General features: G+C 71.5%; 13 protein-coding genes. 8 read left to right on the top strand and 5 right to left on the bottom strand.

The window, feature by feature from the left end; translation table 11 throughout:
• Nucleotides 1-17: 17 nt before the first annotated feature.
• From ACH4K1_RS17930 to ACH4K1_RS17915, 4 genes are all read left to right on the top strand, one after another.
• The gene (locus tag ACH4K1_RS17930; protein WP_398090266.1) at nt 18-1,853 is read left to right on the top strand and encodes an LpqB family beta-propeller domain-containing protein; all 1,836 of its coding nucleotides are present in this window, start codon (nt 18-20) and stop codon (nt 1,851-1,853) included.
• A gap of 84 nt (nt 1,854-1,937) precedes the next feature.
• On the top strand, nt 1,938-2,681 hold the full coding sequence (locus ACH4K1_RS17925) for a ComF family protein (protein ID WP_398090247.1): 744 nt from the start codon (nt 1,938-1,940) through the stop codon (nt 2,679-2,681).
• A gap of 325 nt (nt 2,682-3,006) precedes the next feature.
• On the top strand, nt 3,007-3,696 hold the full coding sequence (gene hpf, locus ACH4K1_RS17920) for a ribosome hibernation-promoting factor, HPF/YfiA family (RefSeq protein WP_103533270.1): 690 nt from the start codon (nt 3,007-3,009) through the stop codon (nt 3,694-3,696).
• Nucleotides 3,697-3,880: 184 nt separating this feature from the next.
• On the top strand, nt 3,881-4,636 hold the full coding sequence (locus ACH4K1_RS17915; protein WP_398090246.1) for a response regulator: 756 nt from the start codon (nt 3,881-3,883) through the stop codon (nt 4,634-4,636).
• Nucleotides 4,637-4,671: 35 nt separating this feature from the next.
• Here the strand turns inward: ACH4K1_RS17915 and ACH4K1_RS17910 are convergent, their stop codons facing one another.
• Together ACH4K1_RS17910 and ACH4K1_RS17905 are read right to left on the bottom strand one after the other, a co-directional pair.
• Entirely contained in the window at nt 4,672-5,853 is a 1,182-nt protein-coding gene (locus ACH4K1_RS17910; protein ID WP_398090245.1) for a winged helix-turn-helix domain-containing protein, read from the bottom strand.
• A gap of 139 nt (nt 5,854-5,992) precedes the next feature.
• Nucleotides 5,993-6,604 (bottom strand): GNAT family N-acetyltransferase, encoded by a 612-nt coding sequence (locus ACH4K1_RS17905; RefSeq protein WP_398090244.1) that lies wholly within the window; start codon nt 6,602-6,604, stop codon nt 5,993-5,995.
• A 240-nt stretch (nt 6,605-6,844) separates the two neighbouring features.
• Here ACH4K1_RS17905 and secA point away from each other — a divergent pair, with 240 nt between their 5' ends.
• The gene (secA, locus tag ACH4K1_RS17900) at nt 6,845-9,652 is read left to right on the top strand and encodes a preprotein translocase subunit SecA (RefSeq protein ID WP_398090243.1); all 2,808 of its coding nucleotides are present in this window, start codon (nt 6,845-6,847) and stop codon (nt 9,650-9,652) included.
• Nucleotides 9,653-9,714: 62 nt separating this feature from the next.
• On the opposite strand, the gene ACH4K1_RS17895 is transcribed toward secA, so the two are convergent.
• On the bottom strand, nt 9,715-10,161 hold the full coding sequence (locus tag ACH4K1_RS17895; RefSeq protein ID WP_398090242.1) for an Rv3235 family protein: 447 nt from the start codon (nt 10,159-10,161) through the stop codon (nt 9,715-9,717).
• A gap of 274 nt (nt 10,162-10,435) precedes the next feature.
• Between ACH4K1_RS17895 and ACH4K1_RS17890 the strand changes: the two genes are divergently transcribed.
• The 3 genes from ACH4K1_RS17890 to ACH4K1_RS17880 all read left to right on the top strand — a co-directional run bounded on the left by ACH4K1_RS17890 (nt 10,436) and on the right by ACH4K1_RS17880 (nt 17,025).
• Nucleotides 10,436-10,942, top strand: coding sequence for a DUF6912 family protein (locus tag ACH4K1_RS17890; RefSeq protein ID WP_398090241.1), 507 nt, complete (start codon nt 10,436-10,438; stop codon nt 10,940-10,942).
• Between the two features lie 38 nt (nt 10,943-10,980).
• Entirely contained in the window at nt 10,981-11,658 is a 678-nt protein-coding gene (locus tag ACH4K1_RS17885; protein ID WP_398090240.1) for an HAD family hydrolase, read from the top strand.
• 390 nt (nt 11,659-12,048) lie between these two features.
• Nucleotides 12,049-17,025 carry an NAD-glutamate dehydrogenase gene (locus ACH4K1_RS17880; RefSeq protein WP_398090239.1) on the top strand — a complete coding sequence of 1,659 codons (4,977 nt, stop codon included), beginning with the start codon at nt 12,049-12,051 and terminating at the stop codon, nt 17,023-17,025.
• Between the two features lie 156 nt (nt 17,026-17,181).
• Here the strand turns inward: ACH4K1_RS17880 and ACH4K1_RS17875 are convergent, their stop codons facing one another.
• Nucleotides 17,182-17,973, bottom strand: a complete 792-nt coding sequence (locus tag ACH4K1_RS17875; protein ID WP_398090238.1) for an ABC transporter ATP-binding protein — start codon at nt 17,971-17,973, stop codon at nt 17,182-17,184.
• Nucleotides 17,966-18,916, bottom strand: coding sequence for an ABC transporter permease (locus ACH4K1_RS17870; RefSeq protein WP_398090237.1), 951 nt, complete (start codon nt 18,914-18,916; stop codon nt 17,966-17,968). Before ACH4K1_RS17870 ends, ACH4K1_RS17875 begins: the two co-directional genes overlap by 8 nt.
• Nucleotides 18,917-19,080: the final 164 nt, after the last annotated feature.

Raw genomic sequence — 19,080 nt, 5'->3', positions numbered from 1 at the left:
GCGGCCGTGCCAGGGCGGTGCGGTTCACCGCGCTGCTCGGCTGCGGCATCGTCGTGCTGGCCGGATGCAGCTCCATGCCGGTGAGCGGGGACGTCAAGGCGGTCGACGCCTCGCAGCCCGGAGATTCCCAGGTGCAGGTGTACGCGGTGGCGCCCCGGGAAGGTGCGCCGCCCGCCGAGATCGTCGACGGTTTCCTGGAGTCGATGACCAGCGACGACCCCGCGTTCGCGACCACGCGGAAGTACCTGAGCGCCGACGCCCGGCGTACCTGGCGGCCGGACGGGGGCACCACGGTGCTCGCCCAGGCGCCGAACCGCACCGGCCCCCTGCTCCACGACGGAGCCAACCGGGCCAACCAGGACAAGGAGGCGACCTACACGCTGACCGGCGAGAAGGTGGCGGAGGTCGACGCGCAGAGTTCGTACCGCCCCCTCGCTCCCACCGACTACTCCCAGAACCTGCACCTGGTGCAGGAGAAGGTGGCGGAGGGGAAGCAGGAGTGGCGCATCGACGTCGTGCCGGACGGCCTGGTCCTCGGGCAGTCCGACTTCAAGCGGCTCTACCGCTCGGTGAACAAGTACTTCTTCGCCGCCGGGCCCACCGACGGCCGGCCGACGCTGGTCGCGGACCCCGTCTACGTACGCAACCGCACGGATCCGGTCACGCGGATGGACACCGCAGCCCAGACCGTCCGCACGCTGCTCGCGGGGCCCACGGACTGGCTGCGGCCCGTGGTCGACACCCGCTTCCCGGAGGGGACCGCCCTGCGCAAGGGCGTCATCGCCCTGGCCCCGGACGATCAGAACGTCCTGAGGGTGCGGCTCAACGGGAAGGCCGACAGGGCGGCCCGCAGCGCGTGCCGGATGATGGCCGCCCAGGTGCTGTACACGCTCCGCGACCTCACCTCGGCGCGGGTCGAGCGGGTGGAGCTGGAGGGCGGGAAGGGCTCGCTCTGCGGGCTCGACGCCGAGGACGCGTCGGACTTCTCCGCCGACCGCGGCTCGGACGGGGCCGACAGCCAGTACTTCATCAACGGCAAGGGCCAGGTGGAGCGGATCCCCAGCTCCCCCGAGGGCGTCGGAACGCCGGAGCCGGTGACCGGGCCGCTGGGGGCGGGCACCGTCCCGATGGGGTCCGTCGGGGTGGCCCGGGACGAGGAGCGGGCCGCCGCGGTCTCCGCGCAGGGGCAGAGCCTCTACGTGTCCTCCCTGGAGACGGAGGGCGAGCTGGCCGCGCCCCTCGTCACCAGCACCGCGAAGAAGGCCGCCGACCGGCTCTCCCCGCCGAGCTGGGACGGACGCGGCGACCTGTGGGTCGCCGACCGGGATCCGGCCCGGCCCCGGCTGCTGCGGCTGGCCGGAGGAACGGGGAAGCCGCAGGAGGTCCGGGTGCCGGGCCTCGACGGCGCCCGGATCGAGGCGCTGAGGATGTCCGCGGACGGGGTGCGGATAGCTCTGCTGCTGGCGAAGGACGGCCGCACCATGCTGAACATCGGCCGGGTCGAGCGCGGGGGGTCCTCCGCGGTTCCCCGCCTCTCGGTCGAGGACCTGCGCCAGGCCGCGCCCCAGCTCACGGACGTGACGGCCATCTCCTGGTCCGGGCGCAGCCGGCTGGTCGTGGCCGGCAAGGAGGAGGGCGGGGTCCAGCAGGTGCGTTACGTGCAGGCGGACGGCTCCACCTCGGGCTCCGGGGCGCTGCCCGGGGTGAACCAGGTCCAGTCGGTCGCCGCGGCCGACGACGAGCTGCTGCCGCTGATGGCGGAGACCGCGGACGACGGCATAGTGAAGCTCCTGCCCGGGGACAACTGGCAGACCGTTCTCCAGCAGGGCACCTCGTTGGTCTACCCCGGCTGACCGGGGCGGCCGGCCGCGGGGCGGGGTGGCCCGGAGTTGTCCACAGGGGTGGTCCGGCCCCGGCGTGCCCGGCACAGTGGGGCCATGCTGCACGGGTGGCGGGAGCTGTCCGGTCTGCTCCTGCCGGTGGCCTGCGCCGGCTGCGGCAGACCGCGCACCGAGCTGTGCCCGGCCTGCGAAACCGCGCTGCACGGCGGTCCGGCCCGTCCCGTCCGGCCCTCGCCCCGGTCCCCGGGTCTTCCCCCGGTCTTCGCGGCGGCCCCGTACGAGAACGCCGTACGCGCGGTTCTGCTGGCCCACAAGGAGCGAGGGGCACTCGGGCTGGCGGGCGCACTCGGAAGGGCTCTGGCCGGGGGTGTACGGGCCGGAGCGGGGCGTTCCCGCGGTGCGGGGCCCCTGCTGCTGGTCCCGGTGCCCTCCGCTCGTTCCGCGACCGCCGCGCGCGGCCATGACCCCGTGCGACGGATCGCCGCCGCGGCCGCGCGGGACCTGCGGCGCCGCGGCCTGCCCGCCCAGGCGCTTCCGCTGTTGCGGCACCGGCGGCCGGTCGCCGACCAGGCGGGCCTCCGGGCGTGGCAGCGGCGGGCGAATCTGGCCGGGGCGCTGGAGCTCACGGCCGGGGGCCGGAGGCTCCTGCGGCACGGCTCGTTCCACCACGGCCGGGTGATCCTGGTCGACGACCTGTTGACGACGGGATCGACGCTGGCGGAGGCGGCACGGGCCCTCGGAGAGGCGGGCGCGGGGCCCCGGACGCCTTCCGCGCGCGCGGCATGCGGGGCGGCCGTCGTGGCGGCCTCTCCGTCCGCCTTCGAAATAAACCGGAACTGACCGGGAACCTGCGACGTTGCAGGTAAAGAGAGGGCAATACCCCGTGAACGGAGGTACGTGCCGGTAGCGGGTGCCGAGACCCGGCTGTGCAGGCTATGTTCGGAGGTGAGGAACGGTGAATGCCGAACCTCGACGAATGCACCAAGAGGTTTCGGGCAGGTAACTCACCGTAGGAGCAGCGCACGAGTCGGTGGGATCAACACCCCTCCGGCGGGGGAGGAGGAGGCGAAAGCCACCGAGTCCGAGGCCCTGGTGATCTCCGGGGCCTGGTGCAAAAGGGAGATGCTCCGCCGTTGAGCGGGGCGATCCGGGAACGGAGTTCTGCGTGGACATCGTCGTCAAGGGCCGCAAGACCGAGGTGCCCGAGCGGTTCCGCAAGCACGTGGCCGAGAAACTGAAGCTGGACAAGATCCAGAAGTTCGACGGCAAGGTGATCAGCCTCGACGTCGAGGTGTCCAAGGAGCCGAATCCCCGTCAGGCCGACCGTTCCGACCGGGTGGAGATCACGCTTCGCTCGCGGGGGCCGGTCATCCGGGCGGAGGCGGCGGCGGGCGACCCTTACGCAGCGCTCGACCTGGCCACCGGAAAGCTGGAGGCCCGGCTGCGCAAGCAGCACGACAAGCGCTACAGCCGCCGTGGCAACGGCCGTCTGTCGGCCGCCGAGGTCGGGGACGTGGTCCCCGGCGTCGCTTCGTTCGACGAGGACGGGGAGCTGGTCGGCGACCAGCCGTCGGCGCCCGTCCCCACCACGAAGATCGGCTCGCTCGAAGTGCAGGGCGAAGGGCCGCTCGTGATGCGCGAGAAGACCCACACCGCCGCACCCATGTCGCTCGACCAGGCGCTCTACGAGATGGAACTGGTCGGTCACGACTTCTACTTGTTCGTCGACTCCGAGACCAAGGAGCCCAGCGTCGTCTACCGGCGCCACGCGTACGACTACGGCGTCATCCACCTGAGGACCGACCCGCTCGCCGCGGACGAGGCCGGCGGCGCGGGCGGAGCGCTCGGCGGCTGAGGCCGGAGGGCCGGGGGCGCTCCCGCGGCGTTTTCACGCCACCGGGGGCGCCCCCGTGCGGGCGCATCGCCACCGTGCCGGGGGCCGGGCATGGAATCATGGCGGCCCGAGCCAATCGGTGTTCCGCGAAGTGCCGTTGGCGAACGACCGACACTTCAGGCCGTGGCCTTCAGGGGGAGGAACGATGGCGGACACCTTCGGGCCCGTGCGCGGCGCGAACGGCTCCGACGCCGACGCCGGTGCGTATGCCGGAGCGGACGTGGACGGCGGAGCGCGCAAGGAGCCCATCAGGGTCCTGGTGGTCGACGACCACGCGCTCTTCCGCAGAGGGCTGGAGATCGTCCTCGCGCAGGAGGAGGACATCCAGGTCGTCGGAGAGGCCGGGGACGGCTCGGAGGCGGTCGACAAGGCGGCCGACCTGCTGCCCGACATCGTTCTGATGGATGTGCGGATGCCCAAGCGCGGCGGCATCGAGGCGTGCACCGCCATCAAGGAGGTGGCTCCCAGCGCGAAGATCATCATGTTGACGATCAGCGACGAGGAGGCCGACCTCTACGAGGCGATCAAGGCGGGTGCGACCGGATACCTCCTCAAGGAGATCTCCACCGACGAGGTGGCCACCGCTATTCGCGCGGTCGCCGACGGGCAGTCGCAGATCAGCCCCTCCATGGCCTCCAAGTTGCTCACCGAGTTCAAATCGATGATCCAGCGCACCGACGAACGGCGGCTGGTCCCGGCGCCCCGGCTCACCGAGCGCGAGCTGGAAGTGCTGAAACTGGTGGCCACCGGCATGAACAACCGGGACATCGCCAAGGAGTTGTTCATTTCCGAGAACACGGTGAAGAACCACGTCCGCAATATTCTGGAGAAACTCCAGCTGCACTCCCGGATGGAAGCCGTGGTCTATGCCATGCGCGAGAAGATCCTGGAGATCAGGTAGCGGCCGGACACCTTCAGGTAGCGGCCGGACCCCTTCTAGGCGCGACGGAGCGCGTGGTCGATCTCCGTCCTGAGCGGCTCGCGCAGCTCCGGGGCGTCCACCCGGTCGACCCGGATCTCCGTGCAGCCCACCCAGGCCGCCGCCTCCACCAGCGCCTCGGCCATCGGGGCCACCGCCTTCGGGCCCGCCAGGGACGCCTGCTTGGCGACCAGCGTGGCGCCCTCGCGCGCCGGATCGACCCGGCCCTGGAGCTTCCCGCCCGCCAGCAGCGGCATCGCGAAGTACCCGTGGATCCGCTTCTGCTTGGGTACGTACGCCTCCAGCCGGTGGGTGAAGCCGAAGATCCGCTCCGTGCGCGCCCGTTCCCAGATCAGGGAGTCGAACGGGGAGAGCAGCGTCGTACGGTGGCGCCCGCGCACCTCCTGGGCCAGCGCCTCCGGGGCCGCCCAGGCCGGTTTCGCCCAGCCCTCCACCACGACCGGGACCAGCCCCGAGTCCGCCACCACGGCGTCGAACTCCTCGCCCTTCAACCGGTGGTAGTCCGCGATGTCGCTCCGGGTGCCCACGCCCAAGGACTTGCCCGCCAGGGCGACCAGCCGTCTCCGGCACTCGGCGTCGCTCAGGTCGTCGTGGAGCAGGGCGTCCGGAACGGCCCGCTCCGCCAGGTCGTAGACGCGCTTCCAGCCGCGCCGCTCGGTGCAGACCACCTCGCCGTACATCAGGGCCCGCTCGACGGCGACCTTGGACGCCGACCAGTCCCACCACTCGCCGCCGTTCTTCGCGCCGCCCAGCTCGGTCGCCGTCAGCGGGCCCTCGTCGCGCAGCTGCTTGATCACCGTGTCGTACACGCCGTCGGGCAGATCGTGGCCCCAGTGCGGGCGGGAGCGGTAGGCGCGGCGGCGGAACGCGAAGTGCGGCCACTCCTCGACGGGGAGGATGCACGCGGCGTGCGACCAGTACTCGAAGGTGCGGCCGCCCGACCAGTAGGCGTCCTCCACCGCCCGGCGGCCCACCGCGCCGAGCCGGGCGTAGGGGACCAGCTCGTGCGAGCGGGCCAGCACCGAGATCGTGTCCAGCTGGATCGCGCCGAGATGGCGCAGCACCCCCGGCACCCCTGCCCGGCGGTCCGGGGCCCCGAGGAACCCCTGGGCGCGCAGCGCGATGCGGCGGGCCTGGTCGGCGGAGAGTTCGACTGCGGGAGGAGGCACAGGCGTCATACGTCGAACCCTAGACGCCGTCACTGACAGTCCGGCCCCCGATTCCGTCCCGGGCGGCGGGGCCGCCACCCGGAGTCCAGGGCTCCGCCCGCAGGCCGCGCGGACACCGTCCGGACCGCGGTCACCGGCCTGGCCGTGGTCACCGTCCGGGGCCCGGGGGGCCGCCCGGCAGCGGGGCCGACCGCCCGGGGAGGTAGGGATGCGTGCCGGCCAGCCCCAGGTCGGACGGGAGCAGGGCCGCCGTCCAGGCGTCGCGCCGTACGCCCTTGTTGAGCAGCCCGGACCGCTGCTCGCCCTCCAACCGGAACCCTGCCCGCAGGGCGACGGCCCGCGAGGCCGCGTTGCCGATCTCGGCCCGCCACTCCAGCCGTTCCGCGCCGAGCGAGGCGAAGGCCCAGCGGGCGGAGGCGAGCACCGCCTCGGTGACGTGGCCGCGGCCGCGGTGCTCCCGGGCGGACCAGTAGCCCACCTCGTACGTCCCCGGCCTGCTGCGGCGATCGAGGCCGAGCGCCCCGACGAGCGCCCCCGTCTCCCGCAGGACCAGGGCGAAACCGTAGGCGGAGTCGTCCCGCCAGCCCGCCGGGGCGAGCTGGGTGGTGAACAGTTCCGCGTCCGTGAGGCGGTAGGGGGAGGGGATCACCGTCCAGCGCTGGATGTCCGGGTCCTGGCAGGCGGCGTGCACCTGGAAGGTGTCCTGCGGACCGAAGGGCCGCAGCAGCAGGCGTTCCGTGGTGAGGGTGATCGGCTCCATGGTCCGATTCTCGTGAGGCCGCTCCGCCGGCGCGAGCACTTTCGGGGCTTCCCGGCACCTTCCGCGCGCCCGGACCGTTGTCCTGCGAGGGGGCGGAGAGGTCCACGCGGCAGCAGCCCTCCCGACGCGGTGGTGTCCTCGCTTACGATGGCCGTTGCGGTGGGGCCCACCTGCCGTGCCCGCGCCAGTGTCCATCACACGACCCAGTGCCAGGCCCGACCGGCAAGGAGACCAGCCTCAGTGTCCGTCTTCAACAAGCTCATGCGTGCAGGCGAAGGCAAGATCCTGCGCAAACTGCACCGCATCGCGGACCAGGTCAGCTCCATCGAAGAGGACTTCGTCAACCTCTCCGACGCCGAGCTGCGGGCGCTCACCGACGAGTACAAGGAACGGTACGCGGACGGCGAGAGCCTGGACGACCTGCTTCCCGAAGCGTTCGCCACGGTCCGCGAGGCCGCCAAGCGCGTTCTCGGACAGCGCCACTACGACGTACAGATGATGGGCGGAGCCGCCCTGCACCTCGGCTATGTGGCCGAGATGAAGACCGGTGAGGGCAAGACCCTCGTCGGCACCCTGCCCGCGTACCTGAACGCGCTCTCCGGCAAGGGCGTGCACCTGATCACGGTCAACGACTACCTCGCCGAGCGCGACTCCGAGCTCATGGGCCGGGTCCACAAGTTCCTGGGCCTGACCGTCGGCTGCATCGTCGCCAACATGACCCCGGCCCAGCGCCGCGAGCAGTACGCCTGCGACATCACGTACGGCACGAACAACGAGTTCGGCTTCGACTACCTCCGCGACAACATGGCGTGGTCCAAGGACGAGCTCGTCCAGCGCGGCCACAACTTCGCCGTGGTCGACGAGGTCGACTCGATCCTGGTCGACGAGGCCCGTACGCCGCTGATCATCTCCGGCCCGGCCGACCAGGCCACCAAGTGGTACGGCGACTTCGCCAAGCTGGTCACGCGGCTCACCAAGGGTGAGGCGGGCAACCAGCTCAAGGGCATCGAGGAGACCGGCGACTACGAGGTCGACGAGAAGAAGCGGACCGTGGCCATCCACGAGGCCGGCGTCGCCAAGGTCGAGGACTGGCTCGGCATCGACAACCTCTACGAGTCGGTCAACACCCCGCTCGTCGGCTACCTGAACAACGCCATCAAGGCGAAGGAACTGTTCAAGAAGGACAAGGACTACGTCGTCATCGACGGCGAAGTCATGATCGTCGACGAGCACACCGGCCGTATCCTCGCCGGCCGCCGGTACAACGAGGGCATGCACCAGGCGATCGAGGCGAAGGAAGGGGTGGACATCAAGGACGAGAACCAGACGCTCGCCACGATCACCCTGCAGAACTTCTTCCGCCTCTACGACAAGCTCTCCGGCATGACCGGTACGGCGATGACCGAGGCCGCCGAGTTCCACCAGATCTACAAGCTCGGCGTGGTGCCGATCCCGACCAACCGGCCGATGGTCCGCGCCGACCAGTCGGACCTGATCTACCGCACCGAGGTCGCCAAGTTCGCCGCGGTCGTCGACGACATCGCCGAGAAGCACGAGAAGGGCCAGCCGATCCTGGTCGGCACCACCTCGGTCGAGAAGTCCGAGTACCTCTCGCAGCAGCTCTCCAAGCGCGGCGTCCAGCACGAGGTCCTCAACGCCAAGCAGCACGACCGGGAGGCGACGATCGTCGCCCAGGCGGGCCGCAAGGGCGCCGTCACCGTCGCCACGAACATGGCCGGACGAGGCACCGACATCAAGCTCGGCGGCAACCCCGACGACCTCGCCGAGGCGGAGCTGCGCCAGCGCGGCCTCGACCCGGTGGAGAACGTCGAGGAGTGGGCGGCCGCGCTGCCTGCCGCGTTGGAGGCGGCCGAGGCGGCCGTGAAGGCCGAGTTCGAAGAGGTCAAGAACCTCGGCGGGCTCTACGTGCTCGGCACCGAGCGCCACGAGTCGCGCCGTATCGACAACCAGCTACGCGGCCGCTCCGGCCGTCAGGGCGACCCGGGCGAGTCCCGCTTCTACCTGTCGCTGGGCGACGACCTGATGCGCCTGTTCAAGGCCCAGATGGTCGAGCGCGTCATGTCGATGGCGAACGTCCCCGACGACGTCCCGATCGAGAACAAGATGGTCACCCGCGCCATCGCCTCCGCCCAGTCGCAGGTCGAGCAGCAGAACTTCGAGACGCGTAAGAACGTCCTGAAGTACGACGAGGTGCTCAACCGGCAGCGCGAGGTCATCTACGGCGAGCGCCGCCGCGTCCTGGAGGGCGAGGACCTCCAGGACCAGATCCGGCACTTCATGGACGACACGATCGACGACTACATCCGGCAGGAGACCGCCGAGGGCTTCGCCGAGGAGTGGGACCTGGACCGGCTGTGGGGCGCCTTCAAGCAGCTCTACCCGGTGAAGGTCACCGTCGAGGAGCTGGAGGAGGCGGCCGGCGACCTGGCGGGCGTCACCGCCGACTTCATCGCGGAGTCGATCAAGAACGACATCCACGAGCAGTACGAGGAGCGCGAGAAGACCCTCGGCTCCGACATCATGCGTGAGCTGGAGCGGCGCGTCGTCCTCTCGGTGCTCGACCGCAAGTGGCGCGAGCACCTCTACGAGATGGACTACCTCCAGGAGGGCATCGGCCTGCGGGCCATGGCCCAGAAGGACCCGCTGGTCGAGTACCAGCGCGAGGGCTTCGACATGTTCAACGCCATGATGGAGGGCATCAAGGAGGAGTCCGTCGGCTACCTGTTCAACCTGGAGGTCCAGGTCGAGCAGCAGGTCGAGGAGGTCCCGGTGCAGGACGGCGCCGAGCGTCCCTCGCTGGAGAAGGAGACCACCCCGCAGATCCGCGCCAAGGGTCTGGAGGCCCCGCAGCGGCCGGACCGGCTCCACTTCTCCGCCCCCACGGTGGACGGTGAGGGCGGTGTCGTCGAGGGCGACTTCGCCAACGACGAGGCCGCCGGCGCCACCCGCTCCGCCGACGGCATGACGCGTGCGGAGCGCCGCAAGGCGCAGAAGAGCGGTGGCGGCGGCCGCCGCCGCAAGAAGTAGCGGCACCACCCCGGCAGGGGCCGGACACCTCCCGGTGTCCGGCCCCTGCCGCGTTTCCCGGCTCACCGCGGCCCCGGGGCCGCGGCGGCGAGGCGTTCGCCGCCCAGCTCCACGGCGGCGCAGCGCCAGCGCCGGTCGGGGCCCTGCTCCAGGCGGAAGGCCATCGCCCGGACCCGGTCGCCCGCCGCGATGCTGGCGAACGCCTCGACCACGCCGGTGGCGGGCTGCGCCCCGCGGCAGTGGCGGAGGACGGGACGGCTGCCCCGGACGGCCCCCAGCGGGGTGCTGGGAGCCAGTTCGGCAAGCTGGTCGTACGCCTCGCCGATGGTGTGGCCGAGCATCCAGTGCACCGGGCGCTGGCCGCTGAGGACCGCGAGCAGACGCTCGGCGAACCACTGGTGCGGCCGCTGCGGCCGGCGGGCCAGCTGCCCTCGGGACCGCTGCGGAGGTACCGACCGGGGACCGCGCTGGTCGCGGCGGCCGGCGGGCCTCGTCCTGTCCGTGCTCATGATCGATCGCCCCCGTTGACCGGGCCCGGCGGTACCGGGCGGTAACTTGTGTTGGGGATCTTCTACGGGTGCGGTCGTCAGCCCCGCAACCGGCCTCCGGGCGCCGAACGGGCGGGGGCGGATTCACCTATCCGTGGCGAACCCCTTGTGCGGCAAGGGCGATGGCGGGGGTGACGAGACGTCGGCCGTTAACGGAGGCCCCCGGTTGCCGAAACCCGAAAGGGGACGGCCCCACGTATCCTGAGGACGTTTCCCCCTACGAAAGCGGCCTGTCATGCGCGTGTACGTCCCCCTGACCCTCTCCGGTCTCGCAGCGGCGCACGGTGCGGGCGAGGTCGGACCCGGACCGCTGACCGCCTACGCGGTGACCCCCGGGCTGCGCGAGTGGTACGTCTCCGACGACATCGAGGAGCTGGAGTACGCGGCGCTCAGCCGGGCCGCCGCCGCCTCGCTCCGGATGATCGCCGGCGACCCGGGGGCGGCGCGCCGGCGGGTCGTCGTCGCCGTCGACGTACCGGAGGGGGCCGCCGTCGCCGACCCCGATCAGGGGCTGAGCGCGGCGTCGCTCGGCGAGGTGCGGATCGCCGCCCCGCTGCCGCTGGCCAAGGCGGCGGCGGTGCACGTGGACGCCGACGAGGCGGAGGAGGACGTGGCCGCCGCGGCGGCCGCCCTGGGCGCGGCCGACCTCGGCGACGACGACGCGCGGTTCACCGTGGACGGGGCCGAGGACCACGAGCTGCTCTGGTTCGGCGTCCAGGAGATCCCGCAGCTCATCGGCTGAGGACCGGGGCTGTCGGACCCGGCCGGTAGATTCTGTGCATGACTTCCGGAACGACACGCACACATCTGGTCTGGGACTGGAACGGCACGCTGCTCGATGACACGCACGCCGTCATCCGGGCGACGAACGCCGCGTTCGCGGAGGTCGAGCTGGCGCCGATCACGCTGGAGCAGTACCGGGAGATGTACACCATCCCCATACCCCGCTTCTACGAGCGGTTCCTCGGCCGGCTCCCCACCGAGGCCGAGTGGGAGCGGATGGACGGCATCTTCCACCGGTACTACGCGGAGCAGCGGGCGGCCTGCGGGCTCACCGCCGGGGCGGAGGAGCTGCTGCACCGGTGGCAGCGGGCCGGGCGCAGCCAGTCGCTGCTGAGCATGTACGGGCACGAGCAGCTGGTACCGGTGGTGCGGGGGTACGGGATCGAGCCGAGGTTCGTCCGCGTCGAGGGGCGCACGGGGCCGTCCGGCGGGAGCAAGGCGCTCCACATGGAGCGGCACTTCGAGGCGCTGGCCGGGGCGGGCGGAATCCTCCCGGAGAACTCGGTGGTCATCGGGGACGCGCTGGACGACGCCGTCGCGGCGGCGCACGTGGGGGCGCGGGCGGTGCTGTACACCGGGGGGTCGCACAGCCGCAACAGCCTGGAGGGCGCGGGGGTGCCGGTGGTGGACAGCCTGGCGGAGGCGGTGGCGCTGGCGGAGACGTTCGCCGCATAGGGGGCGTTCGGCGGAGGAGTGCCGAGCGGGGGGCGGGGAACGAGCTCCGGTGAAGGGCGTCGCGCACTGTCCGGAGTGTCAAAGTTCGGGGGGTTCTTTTGTACACAAGCAGCTCATGACGTGAGGGGCCCCGGGGGCGATAGCCTGGTGCCGTGATCAGCGCGATACGCCTCGGGGGCAGCGAAGCCCCCGGCCGCCGTCCGGAGTGCCACAGCACCCGGGCGATCCGCGATCTCCCGACCCCGGCCCCCCTGCCGAAAACGGCCCACACGGTCCGGGGTATCTCTCGAAGCGGCATAGCGTCGACCCAGACCGGAAACCCCGCGTCGTGGCGGTACGCCGCTTTTCTCACCTACGTCACGCAACGGCGCGCGACAGGAGCCAGAGGACATGCAGACCAAGCTGGACGAAGCCAAGGCCGAGCTGCTCGAAGGGGCCGCCAAGGTAGCTGAAAACGGTCCGGGCGGTGGTGTCGACGGGCCGGGAGGCGCCCCCCGGGCGAGGGCCGCCGGGGCCGAGGGGAGCGCCTCCACCGGCGAGGAGACCGTGCTCGCCTACCTCCAGCGTTACTACCTGCACACGGCTCCGGAGGACCTCGGCGGCCGTGACCCGGTCGACGTCTTCGGCGCCGCCGCCTCGCACTACCGGCTGGCGGAGAACCGCCCGCAGGGCACCGCGAACGTCCGGGTGCACACCCCGACCGTCGAGGAGAACGGCTGGACCTGCAGCCACTCCGTCGTCGAGGTCGTCACCGACGACATGCCCTTCCTGGTGGACTCGGTCACCAACGAGCTGTCCCGGCAGGGGCGCGGCATCCACGTCGTGATCCACCCGCAGGTCACCGTCCGCCGCGACGTCGCCGGCCGGCTCCTCGAGATCCTCTCCGGCGGACCGGGCGCCCCGAAGCCCGGGGCGAAGGCGGAGCGGCCGCACGACGCGCTCGTCGAGTCCTGGATCCACGTCGAGATCGACCGCGAGACCGACCGCGCCGACCTCCAGCAGATCACCTCCGGCCTGCGCCGCGTCCTGTCCGACGTGCGCGAGGCCGTCGAGGACTGGCAGAAGATGCGCGAGGCCGCCCTCCGGATCGCCGACGACCTGCCCGGCGAACCGCTCGACGACCTCGCCGACGAGGAGGTCGAGGAGGCCCGCGAGCTGCTGCGCTGGCTGGCCGCCGACCACTTCACCTTCCTCGGGTACCGCGAGTACGAGCTGAAGGACAGCGACGCGCTGGCCGCCGTGCCCGGCACCGGGCTCGGCATCCTGCGCTCCGACCCGCACCACAGCGAGGACGAGGCCCACCCCGTCAGCCCGTCGTTCGACCGGCTGCCGGCCGACGCCCGCGCCAAGGCCCGTGAGCACAAGCTCCTCGTCCTGACGAAGGCCAACAGCCGGGCCACCGTGCACCGCCCCAGCTACCTCGACTACGTCGGCGTGAAGAAGTTCGACGCCAAGGGCAACGTGGTCGGCGAGCGCCGCTTCCTCGGCCTGTTCTCCTCCGCCGCCTACACCGAGTCCGTGCGCCGGGTGCCCGTCATCCGCCGCAAGGTCGCCGAGGTCGTCGAGGGCGCCGGCTTCTCGTACAACAGCCACGACGGCCGCGACCTGCTCCAGATCCTGGAGACCTACCCGCGCGACGAGCTGTTCCAGACGCCCGTCGACCAGCTCCGCTCCGTGGTGACCTCCGTCCTCTACCTCCAGGAGCGCCGCCGGCTGCGGCTCTACCTGCGCCAGGACGAGTACGGGCGCTACTACTCCGCGATCGTCTACCTCCCGCGCGACCGCTACACCACCGGCGTGCGCCTGCGGCTGATCGACATCCTCAAGGAGGAGCTCGGCGGCACCAGCGTCGACTTCACCGCCTGGAACACCGAGTCGATCCTCTCCCGCCTGCACTTCGTCGTCCGCGTCCCCGTCGGCACCGAGCTGCCGCACCTGACCGACGCCGACGCCGAACGCATCGAGGCCCGTCTCGTGGAGGCCGCCCGCTCCTGGGCCGACGGCTTCCAGGAGGCGCTCACGGCCGAGCTGGGCGAGGAGCGCGCCGCGGAGCTCCAGCGCCAGTACGGCCACTCGTTCCCCGAGGGCTACAAGGCCGACCACTCGCCGCGCGCCGCCGTCGCCGACCTGGTCCACCTCGAAACCCTCAAGGAGGGCGAGAAGGACTTCGCCCTCAGCCTGTACGAGCCGGTCGGCGCGGGCCCCGGCGAGCGCCGCTTCAAGATCTACCGGACCGGTGAGCAGGTCTCCCTCTCCGCCGTCCTGCCGGCGCTCCAGCAGCTCGGCGTCGAGGTCGTCGACGAGCGTCCGTACGAGCTGCGCTGCGCCGACCGCACGCACGCCTGGATCTACGACTTCGGGCTGCGGATGCCGGTGGCCGAGGGCAACGGCGGCCACCTCGCCGACGACGCCCGCACCCGCTTCCAGGAGGCGTTCGCCGCCGTCTGGAAGGGCGAGGCGGAGAACGACGGCTTCAACGCGCTGGTCCTGGGCGCCGGGCTGTCCTGGCGGCAGGCCATGGTGCTGCGCGCGTACGCCAAGTACCTGCGGCAGGCCGGTTCGACGTTCAGCCAGGACTACATGGAGTCCACGCTCCGCAACAACGTCCACACCACCCGCCTGCTCGTCTCGCTCTTCGAGGCCCGCATGTCGCCCGGCCGCCAGAGCGCCGGCACCGAGCTGACCGACGGGCTCCTGGAGGAGCTGGACGGGGCCCTGGACCAGGTCGCCTCGCTCGACGAGGACCGCATCCTGCGCTCCTTCCTCACCGTCATCAAGGCCACCCTGCGCACCAACTTCTTCCAGAGGACGGACGAGGGCGCGCCGCACTCGTACGTCTCGATGAAGTTCGACCCGCAGGCCATCCCGGACCTGCCCGCGCCCCGCCCGGCGTTCGAGATCTGGGTCTACTCGCCGCGGGTGGAAGGCGTCCACCTGCGCTTCGGCAAGGTCGCGCGCGGCGGCCTGCGCTGGTCGGACCGGCGCGAGGACTTCCGCACGGAGATCCTCGGCCTGGTCAAGGCGCAGATGGTGAAGAACACCGTCATCGTGCCCGTCGGCGCCAAGGGCGGCTTCGTCGCCAAGCAGCTCCCGGACCCGTCCGTGGACCGGGACGCCTGGCTCGCCGAGGGCGTCGCCGCGTACCGCACGTTCATCTCGGCGCTGCTGGACATCACCGACAACATGGTGGCCGGCGAGGTCGTGCCGCCCGCCGACGTCGTCCGGCACGACGAGGACGACACCTACCTCGTCGTCGCCGCCGACAAGGGCACCGCGAGCTTCTCCGACATCGCCAACGAGGTCGCCGTCGCGTACGGCTTCTGGCTCGGGGACGCGTTCGCCTCCGGCGGCTCGGCCGGCTACGACCACAAGGGCATGGGCATCACCGCCCGGGGCGCCTGGGAGTCGGTCAAGCGGCACTTCCGGGAGCTGGGCCACGACACCCAGACCGAGGACTTCACCGTGGTGGGCGTCGGCGACATGTCCGGCGACGTGTTCGGCAACGGCATGCTGCTCTCCGAGCACATCCGCCTGGTCGCCGCCTTCGACCACCGGCACATCTTCCTCGACCCGAACCCGGACGCCGCCACCTCCTACGCGGAGCGGCGCCGCCTGTTCGACCTGCCGCGCAGCTCCTGGGCCGACTACGACAAGGACCTGCTCTCGGCGGGCGGCGGCGTCCACCCGCGCAGCGCCAAGTCGATCCCGCTCAACCCGCACGTCCGCGAGGCGCTCGGCATCGACGCGTCGGTGAGCAAGATGACGCCCGCCGACCTGATGCAGGCCATCCTCAAGGCCCCCGTGGACCTGGTGTGGAACGGCGGCATCGGCACGTACGTCAAGGCCGTCTCCGAGTCGAACGCCGACGTCGGGGACAAGGCCAACGACGCGATCCGCGTCAACGGCGAGGACCTGCGGGCCAAGGTCGTCGGCGAGGGCGGCAACCTCGGCGCGACCCAGCTCGGCCGGATCGAGTTCGCGCGCAGCGGTGGCCGGATCAACACCGACGCGATCGACAACAGCGCCGGTGTGGACACCTCCGACCACGAGGTGAACATCAAGATCCTGCTCAACGGCCTGGTCCGCGACGGCGACATGACCGTCAAGCAGCGCAACAAGCTGCTCGCGGAGATGACCGACGAGGTCGGCGCGCTCGTCCTGCGCAACAACTACGCGCAGAACGTCGCGCTCTCCAACGCCTCCGCCCAGGCGCAGTCCCTGCTCCACGCCCAGCAGCGCTTCATGCGCCGCCTGGAGCGCGACGGCGCGCTCGACCGGGCCCTGGAGTTCCTGCCCGCCGACCGGCACATCCGGGAGCTACTGAGCAACGAGAAGGGGCTCACCCAGCCCGAGTTGGCCGTCCTGATCGCCTACACGAAGATCACGGCGGCGGACGAGCTGATCTCCACCGTGCTGCCGGACGACCCGCACCTGCAGAAGCTGGTCCACGCCTACTTCCCCAGCCAGCTGCGCGAGCGGTTCCCCGAGGCGGTCGACGGCCACGCGCTGCGCCGGGAGATCATCACGACGGTTCTGGTCAACGACACGGTGAACACCGCCGGTTCGACCTTCCTGCACCGGCTGCGGGAGGAGACCGGGGCGTCGATCGAGGAGATCGTGCGGGCCCAGTTCACCGCCCGTGAGATCTTCGGCCTCTCCCAGGTGTGGGACGCCGTCGAGGCGCTCGACAACAAGGTCGCCGCCGACGTCCAGACCCGGATCCGGCTGCACTCGCGGCGGCTGGTCGAGCGCGGTTCGCGCTGGCTGCTGGGCAACCGGCCGCAGCCCGTCGCCATCGCGGAGACCATCGGGAGCTTCCGGGACGGCGTGGCGCGGGTCTGGGACGAGCTGCCCAAGCTGCTCAAGGGCGCGGACCTCGACTGGTACCACTCGATCCTGGAGGAGCTGACGGCCGCGGGCGTGCCGGACGAGCTGGCCGTGCGGGTCGCCGGGTTCTCCTCGGCCTTCCCGGCGCTGGACATCGTGGCCATCGCCGACCGCACGGGCAAGGAGCCGCTGCAGGTCGCGGAGGTCTACTACGACCTCGCGGACCGGCTGCGGATCACCCAGCTCATGGACCGGATCATCGAGCTGCCCCGGGACGACCGCTGGCAGTCGATGGCCCGTGCCTCCATCCGCGAGGACCTGTACGCGGCGCACGCGGCGCTCACCTCGGACGTGCTCAGCGTGGGCAACGGCTCGTCCACGCCGGAGGAGCGGTTCCGGGCGTGGGAGGAGAAGAACGCGGCGATCCTGGCCCGTTCGCGGGCGACGCTGGAGGAGATCCAGGGGTCGGACGCGTTCGACCTGGCGAACCTGTCGGTGGCGATGCGGACGATGCGGACGCTCCTGCGTACGCACGCGTAAGTCCTGGTACGTCGAGGGGCCGGCGCCCGGTGGGGTGCCGGCCCCTCGGCGCGGGCTCCCGTCCTCATGTGCCGGGCGGGCGGGGGAGACGTCCTCGGCCGCCGGGCGGACCGAACAGGCGCCCCCGGCCGCCGGGCCGGGGCCGGACCCCAGCGGTCACTTGCGTTTGGTGAAGGCCTCGTACGCCTTCACCACGTCCTCGGCCGGACCGTCCATCCGCAGGGTGCCCGCCTCCAGCCACAGGGCGCGGTCGCAGGTCTCGGTGATCGACTTGTTGCTGTGGCTGACCAGGAAGACCGTGCCCGCCTCGGCGCGCAGCTCCTTGATGCGGTCCTTGCTGCGGCGCTGGAACTTCGCGTCGCCCGTGGACAGGGCCTCGTCGATCAGGAGCACGTCGTGGCTCTTGGCCGCCGCGATGGAGAAGCGGAGCCGCGCGCCCATCCCGGAGGAGTACGTGCGCATCGGCAGGGTGATGAAGTCGCCCTTCTCGTTGATGCCGGAGAAGTCGACGATCTCGTCGTAGCGTTCGCGGATCTGCGCGCGCGTCATCCCCATCGCGAGCCCGCCCAGCACCACGTTGCGCTCGCCGGTCAGGTCGCCCATCAGCGCCGCGTTGACGCCGAGCAGCGAGGGCTGGCCCTGGGTGTGGACCCTGCCCCGGGTCGGCGGGAGCAGGCCCGCGACCGCCTTCAGCAGCGTCGACTTGCCGGAGCCGTTGGAGCCGATCAGGCCGATGGCCTCGCCCTTGTACGCGGCGAAGCTGACCCCCTTCACGGCGTGCACCGTGCGTGCGCCGGGGGTGCGGCGGCGCGAGGTGAGCCGGCTGAGCGCCGAGGTCGCGCTGCCCCGGCCCGTACGCGCGCCGTTGACCGTGTAGGTGATGTGGACGTCGTCGACGACGACGGTCGGAACCCGCAGGTCCTCGGGGGTGTCCTCGACGTCAGCCACGTCCGTACGTCTCCTCGGCCTTCCAGAAGTACACGAATCCCGCCACCCCGCACAGCAGCGCCCAGCCGGCCGCCGCCGCCCAGGCGAAGGGCGGCAGCTGGTCCCAGGTGTAGCTGTCGATGAGCGCGTACCGCACGAGGTTGATGAAGAGGGCCGCCGGGTTGTACTCCAGCACCACCATGACCGCGTGCGGCACCCGGTCGCCCGCCAGCAGGTGGTCCAGGCTCCACATGACGCCCGAGGAGTACATCCAGGTCCGCAGCACGAACGGCGTCAGCTGCGCGATGTCCGGGGTCCGCGCGGCCAGCCGGGCCATGGCCATCGACAACCCGGTGTTGAACAGCGCCTGCAGCGCCAGCGCGGGGACGGCGATGAGCCAGGCCGGGCTCGGGTACTGGCCGAACACCAGCAGGATCAGGGCCAGCGCGCCCAGGGAGAACAGCAGTTGCTGGAGCTGCTGGAGCGCCAGCGCCACCGGCAGGGAGGCGCGCGGGAAGTGCAGGGCCCGCACCAGGCCGATGTTGCCGCTGATGGCCCGGGTGCCGGCGGTGATCGAGCTGCTGGTGAAGGTCCAGATGAAGACGCCGGTGACCAGGAACGGGACGAAGTCCTCCACCCCGCGCCGGGTGTCCATGAGGACGCCGAAGATGAAGTAGTAGACCGTGGCGTTCAGCAGCGGCGTCATGATCTGCCAGATCTGGCCGAGCTTCGCCTGGCTGTACTGGGCCGTCAGCCTGGCCGTCGCGAACGCCGTGATGAAGTGCCGCCGCCCCCACAGCTGCCGGACGTAGGCGGGCAGGGAGGGCCGGGCCCCGCTGACCGTCAGTCCGTGCCGGGCGGCCAGGGCCGCCAGCTCGCCGGGGGCGTAGGTGGGAGCGGGCTGGTCGAGGGCGCTCGCCGGAGACGGCGCCGGGGACGGTGGGGCTGCTGTCTGGCTCACCACGAACGATCGCTTTCGACGGAAGCGGGAGGGGGGAAGGGGGACGGAAGGAGGGGCGGGGAGGACGGGAGCCGGGTGGCGGGGCGGGAGGGGGTGGAGCGGGTGGAACGACACGGTCCCGTGGGGACGACCTCGTAGGGACGGGACCGTATCGTCGTAACGCTGAG

Source organism: Streptomyces sp. NPDC017448, assembly GCF_044330565.1.
In the GTDB taxonomy this organism is placed as follows: Bacteria; Actinomycetota; Actinomycetes; order Streptomycetales; family Streptomycetaceae; genus Streptomyces.
Note: the sequence above shows the minus strand (reverse complement) of the source record. Positions and strands in the feature narration are given on the sequence as shown.